The sequence below is a fragment of the Comamonas koreensis genome, assembly GCF_014076495.1.
Classification (GTDB): domain Bacteria; phylum Pseudomonadota; class Gammaproteobacteria; order Burkholderiales; family Burkholderiaceae_C; genus Comamonas; species Comamonas squillarum.
The window spans coordinates 5121499-5135648 of sequence record NZ_CP043575.1; the positions used below are offsets into that span (position 1 = coordinate 5121499).

14 protein-coding genes are annotated in these 14150 nt (G+C 62.2%); 11 read left to right on the forward strand and 3 right to left on the reverse strand.

Translation table 11 applies throughout. The features are described 5' to 3' along the window. Positions 1–32 precede the first annotated feature (32 nt). Positions 33–443, reverse strand: a complete 411-nt coding sequence (gene speD / locus F0Q04_RS23420; RefSeq protein WP_182343772.1) for an adenosylmethionine decarboxylase — start codon at positions 441–443, stop codon at positions 33–35. A gap of 40 nt (positions 444–483) precedes the next feature. Next, positions 484–1194, reverse strand: a complete 711-nt coding sequence (gph, locus tag F0Q04_RS23425) for a phosphoglycolate phosphatase (RefSeq protein WP_182343774.1) — start codon at positions 1192–1194, stop codon at positions 484–486. Between the two features lie 148 nt (positions 1195–1342). Between gph and F0Q04_RS23430 the strand changes: the two genes are divergently transcribed. From F0Q04_RS23430 to F0Q04_RS23455, 6 genes are all read left to right on the forward strand, one after another. Beyond that, entirely contained in the window at positions 1343–1939 is a 597-nt protein-coding gene (locus tag F0Q04_RS23430; RefSeq protein ID WP_269780252.1) for a GspH/FimT family pseudopilin, read from the forward strand. A gap of 95 nt (positions 1940–2034) precedes the next feature. Next, positions 2035–2637 carry a type IV pilus modification protein PilV gene (pilV, locus tag F0Q04_RS23435; protein ID WP_182343776.1) on the forward strand — a complete coding sequence of 201 codons (603 nt, stop codon included), beginning with the start codon at positions 2035–2037 and terminating at the stop codon, positions 2635–2637. Position 2638: 1 nt separating this feature from the next. Further along, entirely contained in the window at positions 2639–3607 is a 969-nt protein-coding gene (locus F0Q04_RS23440; protein WP_182343778.1) for a PilW family protein, read from the forward strand. Positions 3608–3628: 21 nt separating this feature from the next. Next, positions 3629–4426, forward strand: a complete 798-nt coding sequence (locus F0Q04_RS23445) for a pilus assembly PilX family protein (RefSeq protein WP_182343780.1) — start codon at positions 3629–3631, stop codon at positions 4424–4426. Between the two features lie 98 nt (positions 4427–4524). Next, a complete protein-coding gene (locus tag F0Q04_RS23450; RefSeq protein WP_182343782.1) occupies positions 4525–8136 on the forward strand; it encodes a pilus assembly protein in 3612 nt (1203 codons plus the stop codon). Between the two features lie 12 nt (positions 8137–8148). Then, on the forward strand, positions 8149–8577 hold the full coding sequence (locus tag F0Q04_RS23455) for a type IV pilin protein (protein WP_269780253.1): 429 nt from the start codon (positions 8149–8151) through the stop codon (positions 8575–8577). A 94-nt stretch (positions 8578–8671) separates the two neighbouring features. Here F0Q04_RS23455 and rpe read toward each other — a convergent pair whose 3' ends face one another. After that, a complete protein-coding gene (gene rpe, locus F0Q04_RS23460) occupies positions 8672–9352 on the reverse strand; it encodes a ribulose-phosphate 3-epimerase (RefSeq protein ID WP_182343784.1) in 681 nt (226 codons plus the stop codon). 50 nt (positions 9353–9402) lie between these two features. On the opposite strand from rpe, the gene apaG reads away from it, so the two are divergent. The 5 genes from apaG to F0Q04_RS23485 all read left to right on the forward strand — a co-directional run bounded on the left by apaG (position 9403) and on the right by F0Q04_RS23485 (position 14035). Then, positions 9403–9813 (forward strand): Co2+/Mg2+ efflux protein ApaG, encoded by a 411-nt coding sequence (gene apaG / locus F0Q04_RS23465; protein WP_021025695.1) that lies wholly within the window; start codon positions 9403–9405, stop codon positions 9811–9813. After that, positions 9813–11906, forward strand: a complete 2094-nt coding sequence (locus F0Q04_RS23470; RefSeq protein WP_182343786.1) for a site-specific recombinase — start codon at positions 9813–9815, stop codon at positions 11904–11906. Before apaG ends, F0Q04_RS23470 begins: the two co-directional genes overlap by 1 nt. 1 nt (position 11907) lies before the next feature. Beyond that, a complete protein-coding gene (thiL, locus tag F0Q04_RS23475; RefSeq protein ID WP_182343788.1) occupies positions 11908–12891 on the forward strand; it encodes a thiamine-phosphate kinase in 984 nt (327 codons plus the stop codon). Positions 12892–12956: 65 nt separating this feature from the next. Continuing rightward, a complete protein-coding gene (locus F0Q04_RS23480; protein WP_420093968.1) occupies positions 12957–13511 on the forward strand; it encodes a phosphatidylglycerophosphatase A in 555 nt (184 codons plus the stop codon). Continuing rightward, complete coding sequence (locus F0Q04_RS23485; protein WP_116926278.1) at positions 13508–14035, forward strand: CinA family protein; 528 nt, start codon at positions 13508–13510, stop codon at positions 14033–14035. The genes F0Q04_RS23480 and F0Q04_RS23485 overlap by 4 nt, the downstream gene beginning before the upstream one ends. Positions 14036–14150: the final 115 nt, after the last annotated feature.

Genomic DNA, 14150 nt, shown 5'->3' on the forward strand with positions numbered 1-14150 from the left:
AAAACCGGGGATTAACCAGAAAACGGAGGATTTCAGCGCGGCAAGCCCGCAGTTGCCCCGCCGCTGGCCTGCAGACTGCCCCGCTGCAGCCGCTGGTGCTGGCAGCGCGTGGGCTGCAACGCGCCCACCAAGGTATCGACGACCTGCTGGGCCTTGGCCGAGTTGTCGCCCGAGAAATTGCAGACATAGACATCGAGCGTGGCATGGCCCAGCTCCGGCCAGGTGTGGATCGCCACATGCGACTCGGCCAGCAGCACCACGCCAGTGACGCCGCCGGGCTGGCCGTTGTGGCTGGGAAACGGCACCCAGCTGTCATGCATGCGCGTCAACCCCGCATCGGCCACCGCCTGGTTGCACAGCGCAGCGAGCGCCTGCGCATCGACCAGCCAGGCCGCAGGGCACTGGCAGTCATACAGGTCGGCGGTCAGGTGCAGCCCGTCCACGTCTTGCTCTTCTCAATACCGGTCTGGGCGGCGCGGCGCCTCAGGCCTGCAGCTCGCTGAGCGCATCGACATAGCCGGTCGCCGCCACCTGGCGGATCGGCTGGCCATGGTTGTAGCCGTAGCTCACCAGCACCACCGGGCAGCCCGCGTTGTGCGCCGCCTCGGCGTCGTTGCTGCTGTCACCCACCATCAAGGTCAGTGCTGGCTTGCTGCCCAGCGCCTCGCAGGTCTTGAGCAGCGGCAGCGGATCGGGCTTCTTGCGCTCAAAGGAATCGCCGCCAAACACATGGTCAAAATAGTCGCGCAGCCCCTTGGCGCGCAGCAGTGGCTCGGCAAAGGCCAGCGGTTTGTTGGTCAGACAGGCCATCTTCAGCCCCTTGGCGCGCCATTGCGCCAGCCCCTTCTCCACACCGTCATACACCCGGGAGAAGCGGCCATTGATGGCCAGGTAGTGGTGCTGGTAGCGCTCCCAGGCCTGCGCATAGCGGTTGTCGATCTCGGTGGCCGGCACCGGCTGGCCGACCAGTGGGTGCACCTGGGCCAGCACATGGGTCAGCACCGCCCGCAGCAAGTGCTCCGAGCCCTTGCCCACCATGGGCTCAATGGTCTGCACATCAATCGCCGGCAGCTGCAGATCGGCTAGCATGCGGTTGAGCGCCTCCACAAAGTCCCCCATGGTGTCGACCATGGTGCCGTCGAGGTCGACGATGACGGCTTCGCAGCGCTGCAGGGTTTTGTTCACTTCAGTCATTAGAGATTCTTTTGAGCCCAGCCGGTGATTGTGCCGCAGATCATCCAGTGCCTCAGTTCCCGGTGGCCATGCATCTGCGGCCAATGCCGCTCATCGCCTCTGCCCTTCCGCTCGTCGCCCGTGTCCGCTTATTAGCAAAGTATTACCTATGATTCATTTCATGAAACATGGGCAATGGTCACTGCTGCGTCGGACATCCGGCTTTACCGCCATCGAGCTTTTGGTGGTGATCGCCATTGTGGCGATTCTCGCTTCGCTGGCTCTGCCCAGCTTCAAGGGCTTAACCGAACGCTGGCGTGTCCGCAGCGCAGTAGAAGATCTGCAGTCCACCCTGTACTACGCCCGTTCAGAGGCCATCCGGCGCGCGGGCAATGTGGTCATTGTCAAAAAGGCCGATGGCGATGGCTGCACCAATGCTGGAAGCGACGCGCAATGGGGCTGCGGCTGGTTGGTGTTTGTCGATACCAACCGCGATGGCGCCCAGAGCGGCACTTCAGAAATCACACTGCAGCAAACCAGTGCGCCGAAACGCACCGAAGTGGAGATCAGCAGTGCGGGCACCACCATGAACGCCATGATCAGTGTCGACCGCTGGGGACATTTCAGCAATAACACTGCACAGACCTTCGTCTTTCGGGCTTGGCCGCAAGGATCGAGTAGCAGCGACTCCGCAGCCTCCGCGCTTTGTATCCAGCCCGGTGGCTTGATCAAACGTCTGAACTCAGGCGCCGCAGATTGTCCTTGACTATGCAATGCCCATCGATACGCAGCCCACGGTCTCCCATGACAAGCCCAGATACAGAAAGAAGTCCTATGCGCAGATTGACGAGAATCTCTGCAATGCAGCGCAGCCAGCGCGGCATCAGCTTGCTGGAGTCACTGATCGCCCTGGTGGTCGCCGCCCTCGGCATCTTGGGCATCGTGGGCGTGCAACTGCGAACCCTCAGTGACACGCAAACCAGCGTGCGCCGAGAGCAGGCGATCAGGCTCATCGAAGACCTGAGTGAGCGCATGAAGGTCAATCCCAATGCGATGGCCAATATGAGCAGCTATCTCAGCGATTGGGACGATACACCCAGCCCCAGCAAAATTTGCAGCACCGTTGTTTGCACGGGGGCGGAACTCGCCGTCTACGATGTTTCTCAGTGGAAAGCATTTGTCAGCAGAGCATTGCCATTGGGCGATGCCAATCTCTTCACGTCCGCAGGAGAAGACGTCGCTGCCAACCGTCGTCAGTTAGGCGTGATGATCCGGTGGCGAGAAAACGAGAGAAAAGGGGCCGACAGCGACTACCGCTCCGCCATCAATGCCGCTGCGGACAGCGGCGCGGCCGTGAGCTGCGGCGAAGGCTACACCTGCCACCTGCAGTACATCCCCGTCAGTGCCCGCTGCGCCCCCTACAAGGGCACCAGCACTGCCCGTTTTTTCTGCCCAGGGATTTGATATGCGTACCAAAATTACAAAGGGCTTGAACAGTGTGCCTGCAGCGAATCTGGGCCACTCCCTCCAACCAAGGCACCAAAGCGGCATCACTCTGGTTGAGCTGATGGTCGGCGTCGCCATCGGTTTGATGGTTGTCGCCGTCGCAGGCGGCGCGCTGATGGTTTCGCGCAGCACTTCAGGGACCGTCAGCGATGCCAGCCAGTTGCAGCAACAAGCTGGATATGCCTTTCGCGTCATTGGACAACAACTGAGGCAGTCGGGCTCGCTTTACCTCAACCTCAATGCCACCAAGAATGCTAGCACCGACATTGACCGGTATGCGCTACCGGTGGCTTTCGAGACCAAGGCCATCTCATCAGAACCGGACCGGAATTTTTCCCCCGCCACTGACACCATCAACGGCACAGACACCACGCTCACCGTCGGTTACCGACGCTACAAGGAACCGGTGTACCCACTCAGCGACACATCCCTCGCGACGCAGTCGCTGTCCCGGGATTGCCAAGGCGGCCCCCAGGACCTGGACACGGCGGACAACAACAGCTTTATGCGTATTTCCAGCGCATTCGCACTCAACACCAACAACCTGGTCTGCACGGGAACGTCAGGTTTATCCCAGCCGGTGATTGGCAACGTCGCCAACTTCAGAATCCGCTATCTGCGTATGACCGACATCGCCAGCGGCGCGCCAAAAATCCAGTACGTCAATGCAGCTGGAGTCGGTACCAACTGGGGACAAGTCACCGGTGTGGAAGTCTGCATCGTGCTTTATGGCACCGAGCGCATGAACCTGCCCTCCACGTCCAGCTATACCGACTGCGACGGCACCACCGAGGTTGACTACGCCAGTGCCGACGCCACCGATATGAGCGGCAGCGCCATCGGCGCAGATCGCGCCCAACGCCTGCACATGGTGTTTCGCAGCGTCTACCAATTGCGCAGCCAGGGGCTGATCGGCAATGTGCTGTAACCCGAACCAAGAGCCCTAACCATGCAAGGCAGATTCTTCATTCGCGACCAACGCCCACCACTCAGCCAGCAACGCGGCGTAGCGCTGTTCGTCGTCATCATCTTTGTCATGCTGTCGATGCTGCTGGCCCTGTGGTCGGCTCGTACCTCTTTGTTTGGGGAGATGTTGGTCAGCAATGATGCAGATTACCAGCGTGCCTTCGAGGCCGGACAAGCGCTGCTGCAGGATGCCGAGCTGGACATCCGCAACGAGAATGCTGACGGATCGGTGTGCAGCGGCACTGGCGATGTCTGCCGTCAGAGCACCGCAGACCAGATTCCGCTGGAAGCGCCCTCCGTCGGCAAGCTGCTGGCAACGCTGGACAGCCAAACCTACAAGTGCCGCAACGGCCTGTGCACCAAGCGCCAGGGCAACCAGGATTTCTGGAACAACAGCGATGCCGATCGCGGCGTCACCTTGGCGCAGATGACCAGCACCCCCACCGGCGGTGCTCCCGTCGGTGCGCGTTATGGCCAGTACACCGGAGCGAAGCTGGGCAATGCCAGCAACCCGGCCAACCCCATTCTTGCAGACCGCAGTGCTGCCAACCGCGGCGGCTGGTACTGGATTGAGGTGCTGCCCTATGACGAAAGCAGCAAGAACTCGAACCTGATCGTGGCCGAAGACAGTGCCGGCAACAGCATGGTGGCCAATAACTTTTTGGCGCTGAATATGATTCCGAATGTGGTTTATCGCATCACCAGCCTTGCACATGGCCGCAAGCCCAATACCCAGGTCGTTTTACAGCAGACCTATGCCCGGCAGCGGCTCAAGGACTGAGTCTGTGGCGCTGGATCTTTCACGCTTTACCAGCCACATGCAGGCCTAGTGCCGGGACTGGCTAAAACCCATTATTCGCAGTATTGACAGGAGGCGCTGTGGCTCATAACAACACCCCCCATTTCCGCAAACATCTGCTGGCCTTGGCGGCCTGCGCGGCTTTGCTACCGCAGGGCAGCTGGGCACTGGACCTGGCCAGCGGACCGCCGGGCACCAAAGAGCCCTATGTGGCCCCCAACATCATCATCTCGATCGATGACTCAGGGAGTATGCAATACCGCCTGGACCGCGAAAACCAAAGCGGCGCGAGCAACACCCAGGTGCCAAATGCCGATGGTTCTTGGCCATCGTCAGCCCGGCGTATCAATGTGCTTAAGTACGCCCTTATCGGAAATGGTGGCAGCGGCGGCGTGCTTCGCGATACCTCACTGCTGCCAGACGGCAAGGTGCGCATGTCTTGGCAGGCCATGTGGAACAACGGCAATGCCTCAGGTGCAGGCAGCGTCGACAGCACCTCGATGAACACCAACTCGATGCGGGTCCTCAATACCAGCCACCGCAACAACTTGATCAGTTTTGTCAACGGCCTCAGCGCCGTGAACGGCACACCCTCACACAAGATGTTCTCGCAGGCTGATGCCTACATGCGACGCCCGCTCTCGACGAACAGCCCCTGGGCGTCGGTCCCTGGAACGACAGGATCGCCTTATCTGGGCTGCCGCCGCAGCTACCACATCATCATGACGGATGGCCGCTGGAACAGTGGAGCCTCCAAACCCAGCCAAACGGACAACGCCACGAACCTAACCTTACCAGATGGTACCGTCTACGGTGGCACCACGGCCGCCGCCCGAGCCAAGAGTGCACTGTACCGCGATGCATTTGACAATACGTTGGCGGACTGGGCCTTCTATAGCTGGGCCGTGCCACCGCACACCACCGGCTGGACTGGCACGATGCAGCCCACGGCTGACTACCGCAAAGCGCCGGCCACCGAAACCTTCACCAGCGGGACCACCACTGGCACGCTGGACCGCTACTGGAACCCTCGCTACAACCCGGCCACCTGGCCGCATATGGTGACCTACACCATCGGTTTCAGTGCGCTGTCCTACACATGGAAGCAGAACTACAGCGACGCAAAGTACAACATCAGCGCTTCATCCAGCATGGTGCCTTTTGGCTATGACGGCAGCTTTCCCGCGCTGGTCAATGGCACCAAGACCTGGCCCGACATGAATGGTGGTGGTGAAGATGTTCGTGCATTGGACCTGTGGCACTCAGCCATCAATGGGCGGGGCCGCTTCTATGCAGTAGAAAAAGGCGAGGATCTGGAGAAGGCCTTCCGCGAGATCTTTGGCCAGATCAACACCCAGACAGATGCCGACCTGACCTCCTCGGTCAGCAGCGGATCGAACGCGGCGCGCTACGATGTGGCCACCTTCACTGCGGGCTACCAACCCGACTCCAACTGGAAAGGCTATGTCGCAGCCAGAACCGTGAACAAGAGCGGCACCAGCACGCCAGCATGGGAGAACAAAACCACCGCCGACTTGCTGGATGCCCGCACCGGTGTGACTGATCGACTGGTCCTTGGTTGGAGTGACCAGTGGGTGACCAAAACCGGCACGACCTCAGGCGACAAAGGTGGTGTGCAGTTCAAGTGGGCCAGCGACCAGACTTACCTGAGCACTGCGCAGAAGGCCAAGATTGGCCTAGCCAGTGCCACCCCTATTTCCACCAGTGGCGAGAGCATTGTGAACTTCATCCGAGGCGATCGCACGCTGGAAGGCTCGGACACCACCGGCTACACCACCGCAAAGCCCTTCCGCGAGCGCAAGAGCCGCCAAGGTGACATCATCAACTCCGGCGTCTGGTACACCGGCGCGCCGTCCGGTACCTACGCACTCCAAGGCTACAGCAGCTTTGTGCAAGCCCAGAAGAATCGCGTTCCTATGGTCTATGTCGGCGGCAATGATGGCATGTTGCATGGTTTCTCAGCCACCGATGGCTCTGAAAAACTGGCCTACGTCCCCAATGGCGCCTTGTCAACGATTAAGAACCTAGCTGGCTCCGGCTATACCCACCAGTACTATGTCGATGGCTCCCCCATGACGGGCGATGTGGAGCTTGGCGGCGTCAAGGAAACCACTCCTGGCACCGAAGCCTATATTGCCGACTGGCGAACCTTGTTGGTGGGCACCATGGGCGCTGGCGGCAAAGGCTACTTTGTGCTGGATGTCACCAACCCGGCGGCTGGCAGCACCTCTAGCGCACCCAGCTTTGCGGCAGCCAATGCCAACACCCTGGTGCGCCTGGACCGGACTCGCGGCGTAGCAGACGCTTTGGATTGCACCGCGCTGACGGGCACTCAGCGCACCGCCTGTATTGCTACCGCTAGCGAGAACAACGACATCGGTCACATAACTGCCAAGCCGGTGATGGACGAAACTGACTTTCTGCGTACCACACAGATCACGCGGATGAACAATGGCCGCTGGGCCGTGGTGATGGGCAATGGCTACAACAGCACCAACCAACGCCCCGTTCTGCTGATTCAGTACCTGGACAAGGGCCAGGAACTGGTACGCCTGCCAGTCACCAGCCAGGCGGCTGGCACCGGCTATGCCATTGACAATGGCCTGTCCGCTCCGCGCCTGATAGACCTAAATGGCGATGGACGGGTAGACATCGCCTACGCCGGCGACAACCAGGGCAACCTCTGGAAATTTGACCTCACCAGTGACGTCGCCAGCGAGTGGAATGTGGCCTTTAGCAGTACGCCGCTGTTCACCGCACGCGGTCCTTCGGCCCTCAGCTCCTCATCGCGCAGCAATGTGCAGCCGATCACTGTTGCACCGACCGCTCGCGCGAACGATCGGGTCAAGGAAGTGACGCAAACAGACGGCACCAAGAAATCTGTACCCGTGGGCGGCATGATGGTGGCATTTGGTACCGGCCGTAATGTGAGCCGAACCGACCCCAGTGATGTTCTGGTGCAAAGCATTTATTCCGTGCTGGACAATACACGCTACCGTGTCCGAAAAACCGAAGGTTCCAGCCAATGGTTGGAAGTACACCCTGGCAAGGCTTGTACATCGTCTGCACCTGCAGAATGTTTGACTGTCCCTGCACCTGCCGCTTTGGGAACGGGGGTGGCTACTGCTGGCCTGGCCAAGCGGGAAATCGCCGAGCTGACGATTGCTGGAGGCGTAGGCGGCCGGGTGGACGAAGTGGACACGCTCGACAAGACCACCTGGGGTACGACCTACAACGGTTGGTACATGGACCTGCCAGCGGTGGGCGAGCGCGCGCTCAAGAACCTGGAGCTGTATGACAACACCAATATCCTGGTTGCCTACACCCAGGTGCCGGCCAAAGGCCTGGATGTGGATGTCACCCGCGAAAGCTGCGACTCCACGTCGGTGGATACCGAACGCCAGTACCGCACCATGCTCAATATCATGGACGGCAAAAAGCCCAGCATCCAGCTGATCAACCTGGGCAGCAATACCTCATTCGGCGCGACGGAAAACGGCAATGCTTCGCGTGCACAGGTTGACAAAGGCTCGCACTCGCAGGTCGCCGCATCGGAGACGCAGATGCTCGATATCAGCACCTGTACCGGCGACCGCTGCATCAACAATATGGAGGCACTGCTGCGCATGCCTGAACAAACTTTGCGCCCCAGCTGGCGCCAGCTGCAGTAAGAAAGACCAGCGATGACACACAATACCGTGACCCAACAGCGTGGTTTCACGCTGATCGAACTCATGATCGTGGTGGCTGTGGTCGGTATCCTGACCGCAATTGCCCTGCCCAGCTACAACGAATACATTCTGCGTGGTCACCGCGCAGAAGGCCGTGCGGCCTTGCTGCAAGCCGCGCAATGGATGGAGCGCGCGGCAACAGCCAATGGGGACTATCCGAAAACAGCAGCATTTCCCGCTGCTATGTCGAGCATCCCTTCCGGCCGCTACGCCATTAGCCTCAACTCGGATGGCGCTACCTTTACGCTGACCGCTACTGCACAAAATGCCCAGGCCAGTGACAAATGCGGCAATTTGACCCTGAGCAATACCGGCCTGCAGGGTGCCAAAGACAAAAAAGAAGGTGACTCTGGATACGACAGCAGCTGTTGGAGCAAATAAGCCTACTCTGCACTTCTTCTTAAGGTAATGCAAAAGGCTCCGGCAACCCAATTTGCCGGAGCCTTTTTCTCGCCCCATCCTCAGGGCAACTGCATCACCCCAACGCCCCCCGCATCTGCTCAATCACCCCCTTGTAATCAGGCTTGCCAAAAATCGCGCTACCCGCCACAAAGGTGTCCGCCCCCGCATCCGCCACGCGGCGGATATTGGTTTCCTTGATGCCGCCGTCGACTTCCAGGCGGATGTCCTTGCCGCTGGCGTCAATGCGCTTGCGCGTCGCTTCGATCTTGCGCAGGGTCGAGTCGATGAAGCTTTGGCCGCCAAAACCGGGGTTGACGCTCATCAGCAAGACCAGGTCGATGTCCTCGATCACCCAGTCCAGCACGTCGAGCGGCATCGCCGGATTGAACACCAGACCGGCCTTGCAGCCCTGCGCCTTGATGGCCTGGATGCTGCGGTGTACATGGGCCGAAGCATCGGGGTGGAAGCTGATATAGTCGGCGCCTGCCTGGGCAAAGGCGGCGGCCAGCTCGTCCACCGGCTGCACCATCAGGTGCACATCGATGGGTGCCGGCGTACCGTCGGGCTTGATCGCATGGGGCTTCAAGGCTGCGCAAACCATCGGCCCAAAGGTCAGATTGGGCACATAATGGTTGTCCATGACGTCAAAATGTATCCAGTCCGCGCCGGCGGCCAGTACGTTGCGCACTTCCTCGCCCAGGCGGGCAAAGTCTGCGGACAGGATTGAGGGGGCAATTCGGTAGGTGGAGCTCATCCCTCTATTGTCGCAGTTAGTATTTCTACCTGACTTCAATCCAGTTTCACATGCCAAAGTTCCAGTTTGAGGTGTCGGTGACACCACAGTACCTGCCCGAGCAGTCCCTGCCCGAGGCCGGCGTATTCCACTTTGTCTATAGCATCATCATTCGCAACAGTGGTGAGGTTCCCGCGCAGCTGATCGCACGGCACTGGATCATCAAGGACGCCACCGGTCTGGTCCAGGAAGTCAAAGGCCTGGGCGTGGTGGGCCACCAGCCGCTGCTCGCGCCCGGCGAATCCTTCGAGTACCAGAGCCAGTGCCGCCTGGCCACGCCGCAAGGCAGTATGGAAGGCAGCTACCTGTGCATCAGCGATGAGGCCCAGACCTTTGACTGCCCGATTCCGCGCTTCACGCTCGACGCCACCCAGTACCCCGCCCAAGACGACGACCTGGCGCAAGGACGAGTGCTGCATTGATGTTCCGCAAGAAGAAACCTGATCCACTGGCGCAGTTGCTCGCAGCGCTCGACCCCGATGCACCGCTGGCCGAGCGCAACCTCTGGATCATTGAGATCGCCGCCTGGATTCGCGGCCAGCAAAACTCGGTCGACGCGGCCGTGGCCCGCGTCAGCCAACTGCTGGACGCCATTGAGGGCGATGCCGCGCTGCGGGACAAAGTGCAGCGCTGGTGGGCCGTGCAACTGCAGACGGTGGACCTCACCGCGCTGCTGGCCGATTTTGGCTTTGCGCCCCGCACCGCCTTCTTCAACGAGATGGCCGAGCGCCTGCGCTGGAAGCTGCTGCCCTCTACGCCCGAGACGATCGACGCCACCGTGCTGTTTTCGATGGTCTTGCACACGCCTTTTGATGCCCAGTGGCTCAAGGCCATGGACAAGCCCTTGCTCGAGCGCATTGCCCAGCTGCTGTCGCCCGGCTTTGTGTCACTGGAGGTGATGGTCGTCCCCACGCAGATTGCGCAAAGCGATGTGGGTGCCGGCAGCATTGCCGGGCTGGAGCACTACGGCAACCGCCTCTCGCCCTGGCAGCATCTGGTGCTCAACGCGATCACCTATTGCGCCGGCCAGATTCTGGCGGCCGGCTTTGCGCCTGAGCTGCGCCTGCGCATGAGCGGCAGCGCCAAAAACACCCAGCCTTTCTACAGCCTGATCAGCGGCGTCGAAGAGCTGCGCCGCGCGATGCTGCACCCCAGCCCCAAGGCCGCCGAAGTGCTGGAGGCCGAAGAGAATGTACGCCGCAGCCTGGACGAATGCCGCACCGCCGTGGCCTCGATCTACGAACACTTTGAAGACAATGGCGTCTCGGTCGGGGTCGTCTTCCGGCTGCGCCAGCTGCGCATGCGCATCTTGCGCGTGCGCGAGCTGCTCGACTGCCTGCTGTCGGCCAACCCCAAGGTCATCACCGCCAAGCTGCTGGCCCACCTGGTGGCCGTGGGCCTGGAGCGCCAGAGCATCCGCGCGCTGATCTCGTCCAACTCGTCGCTGCTGGCCTCCAAGGTGGCCGAGCGCAGCGCCGAGACCGGTGAGCACTACATCACGCGCGACAAGCGCGAGTACGCGCAGATGGCGCGCAAGGCGGCCGGTGGCGGCCTGGTGATGGCCTTCACCACCTTGATCAAGTTCGCACTGCATGCGGTGGCCATCTCCGCGTTCTGGGGCGGCTTCATTGCCGGCATCAACTACGCGATCAGCTTTGTGCTGATCCAGCTGCTGCATTTCACCGTCGCCACCAAGCAACCAGCGATGACGGCCCCGGCGATGGCCGCCAAGCTCAAGGAATCGGGCGATACCGAGGCGGGCATGGCCTCCTTTGTCGACGAGGTCAGCTACCTGGTGCGCTCCCAGGTGGCCGCCGTGCTGGGCAATGTGTTCACCGTCTTCCCGATGGTGCTGCTGCTCACCTGGGGCTGGGCGCGAGCCACTGGCGCGCCCTTTATCGACCAGCACGAGGCCGAGCAGACGCTGAAGTCATTGACCCTGCTGGGCCCCTCGGTGTTCTATGCCGCGTTCACCGGGGTGCTGTTGTTCTCCTCGAGCATCATCGCCGGCTGGACCGAAAACTGGTTTGTGCTGCACCATATGGATTCGGCCATCCGCTACAACCCGCGCATCACCGGCTTTTTGGGCAAGGCGCGGGCTGCGCGCTGGGCGGGCTTCATGCGCCGCCATATCTCCGGCTTTGCCTCGAATATTTCGCTGGGTTTCATGCTGGGCTTGATCCCCGTAGTGGCACAGTTCTTTGGCCTGCCCATCGATATCCGCCACGTGACCCTCGCTGCCGGCCAGATCGCCGCAGCTGCCACCAGCATGGGCTTGGAGGTGCTGCATTTCCACGGCTTCTGGCTCTGCGTGGCGGCCCTGCCCTTGCTGGGCGGCTTCAACATTCTGGTGAGCTTCTACCTGGCGTTCCGCCTGGCCCTGCGCGCGCAAAACGTCAGCAATGTCGAGCGCTCGCACATCTACAAGGCGCTCATCAAGCGGGTGCTGACGCGGCCACTGAGCTTTTTGCTACCGCTGCGCCTGAACCGCAACGCTAGCCCGGGAGGCCGCTGATATGGCACAGGGTGAGTTCGAACTGATTGCGCAGTACTTCCATCGGCCGGTGCAGCGGGCCGTGCTTGGCGTCGGTGACGACTGCGCCCTGCTCGCACCCAAGCCCGGCATGCAGCTGGCCATCTCCAGCGATATGCTGGTGCAAGGCCGCCACTTCTTTGCCGATGTGGACCCGCGCACGCTGGGCCACAAGGCGCTGGCCGTCAACCTCAGCGACCTGGCCGCCACGGGCGCCCAGCCGCTGGCCTTTACCCTGGCGCTGGCCCTGCCATCGGTCGATGCGCCCTGGCTGCAAGGCTTCTCGGAGGGCATGTTCGCCTTGGCCGATGCGCATGGCTGCGAGCTGGTGGGCGGTGACACCACCCAGGGCCCACTCAATATCTGCATCACCGTGTTGGGCGAGGTGCCGGCCGGCCAGGCGCTGCTGCGCAGCGGCGCCCAGCCCGGCGATGACATCTATGTCAGCGGCCAGCTGGGCGATGCCCGCTTGGCGCTCGAGGCCTTGCTTGGCCAGGTGCAGCTTCCCGCCGCTACGCTGGCCGCTGCCCGCCAGCGGCTCGAAAGCCCCAGCCCGCGTGTCGCCCTGGGCATGGCGCTGCGCGGCATTGCCAGCAGTGCGCTCGATCTGAGCGATGGCCTGGCCGGCGACCTGGGCCATATCCTGCAAGCCAGTGGCGTGGGTGCCGAGCTGCAGGCGGACCAGGTACTGGCGTGCATGGCAGCGACCGCAGGTGCCCCGGGCGCTGCGCTCAACCTGCCCATCGATCTGCAACTGCAATGCTGCCTGGCGGGCGGCGACGACTACGAGCTGTGCTTTACCGCCGCCGCAGACCGGCGCGATGCCGTGCAGCAGGCCAGCCTGGCCGCGCAGACGCCGGTGCAGCGCATTGGCCGCATCACCGCTACACTGGGCCTGCGCGTGCGCGATGCGCAGGGCCAGCCCATCGCGCAGCGCTGGGCCTCGTTTGACCACTTCAAGGCCTGACGGCTTGGTGGGCTGGCGCCGTTTGGCGCTGCACAGCACCTTGCCGCAGGCTTATGATGGCGGGCATGAGCGACTCGCCCTTTCCACCTTCTGCGCCCGGCGCCGCAGCCAACGCATCGGCGCCACGCCGCGCCAACTGGACCTTCATGCTGCGCAACCCTTTGCACTGGATGGCGCTGGGCTTTGGCTCGGGACTGAGCCCGGTGGCACCGGGAACGGTGGGCACCTTGTGGGCCTGGGTCGCCTACCTGGTGCTGCAGCTGTGGCTGACGCCTGCGGCGATTGGCTGGGTGATTGGCGCATCGCTCGTGCTCGGCTGGTGGGCCTGCACGACCACCGCGCGCAACCTGGGCGTGGCGGATCCCGGCGCCATTGTCTGGGACGAGATCCTCGCCTTCTGGCTCATTTTGTGGCTGGTCATGCCCACGGGCTTCTGGGGCCAGCTGACGGCCTTTGTGCTGTTCCGCTTTTTCGACGCCGTCAAACCCCAGCCGGTGCGCTGGGCGGATCGCTGCTTCAAGGGCTTTGGCTGGGGCGGCGGTTGGGGCATCATCTGGGACGATCTGGTCGCCGCTTTCTGCACCTTGCTTGTCATCGCCATCGGGAGACATCTGCTATGAACGCCACCGCCGCCTTGCTGACCAAAGATGGGCTGCCCCTGCCGGAAACCGTGGCCCAGCTGGCCCAGCACCTGAGCCAACGAGGCTGGATGATGGCCACGGCCGAAAGCTGCACCGGCGGCCTGATCGCAGGCGCTTGCACCGAGCGGCCCGGCTCCAGCCAGTGGCTCGATTGCGGCTTTGTCACCTACTCCAACCGGGCCAAATCCGCGATGCTGGATGTGCCCGCTGCGCTGATCGCCGCCCACGGCGCCGTCAGCGAGCCCGTCGCCCGCGCGATGGCCGAAGGTGCGATCGCGCAGTCCCAGGCACAGGTCAGCGTGGCGGTGACCGGCGTGGCCGGGCCCGATGGCGGCAGCGCGAGCAAGCCCGTTGGCACCGTTTGGTTTGGCTGGCAGGTGGCCGGGCAACTGCACAGCGAAGTGCAGCGCTTTGACGGCGACCGCCATGCAGTGCGCCAGGCCACCGTGCGGCATGCGCTGCGCCGCCTGCTGGAGCTGGTGCAGGCCGCGCCTGCGCAGTAAGCGCTGTCCCACATCCGAACTTAGCCTTGGCCGATGTGGCAAGCGCGTGCGCTGCGCCACACTTCAACCATGGCAACCCGGTTTGCAGCACTCTTCTGACTGACAGCCGATGAGA

Coding starts and splice junctions, on each gene's coding strand:
- rpe (WP_182343784.1), bottom strand. CDS start 9,352: ATGAGCTCCACCTACCGAATTGCCCCCTCAATCCTGTCCGCAGACTTT.
- F0Q04_RS23430 (WP_269780252.1), top strand. CDS start 1,343: ATGATTCATTTCATGAAACATGGGCAATGGTCACTGCTGCGTCGGACA.
- gph (WP_182343774.1), bottom strand. CDS start 1,194: ATGACTGAAGTGAACAAAACCCTGCAGCGCTGCGAAGCCGTCATCGTC.
- apaG (WP_021025695.1), top strand. CDS start 9,403: ATGCCAAAGTTCCAGTTTGAGGTGTCGGTGACACCACAGTACCTGCCC.
- F0Q04_RS23445 (WP_182343780.1), top strand. CDS start 3,629: ATGCAAGGCAGATTCTTCATTCGCGACCAACGCCCACCACTCAGCCAG.
- F0Q04_RS23440 (WP_182343778.1), top strand. CDS start 2,639: ATGCGTACCAAAATTACAAAGGGCTTGAACAGTGTGCCTGCAGCGAAT.
- pilV (WP_182343776.1), top strand. CDS start 2,035: ATGCAGCGCAGCCAGCGCGGCATCAGCTTGCTGGAGTCACTGATCGCC.
- F0Q04_RS23485 (WP_116926278.1), top strand. CDS start 13,508: ATGAACGCCACCGCCGCCTTGCTGACCAAAGATGGGCTGCCCCTGCCG.
- F0Q04_RS23455 (WP_269780253.1), top strand. CDS start 8,149: ATGACACACAATACCGTGACCCAACAGCGTGGTTTCACGCTGATCGAA.
- F0Q04_RS23470 (WP_182343786.1), top strand. CDS start 9,813: ATGTTCCGCAAGAAGAAACCTGATCCACTGGCGCAGTTGCTCGCAGCG.
- thiL (WP_182343788.1), top strand. CDS start 11,908: ATGGCACAGGGTGAGTTCGAACTGATTGCGCAGTACTTCCATCGGCCG.
- F0Q04_RS23480 (WP_420093968.1), top strand. CDS start 12,957: ATGAGCGACTCGCCCTTTCCACCTTCTGCGCCCGGCGCCGCAGCCAAC.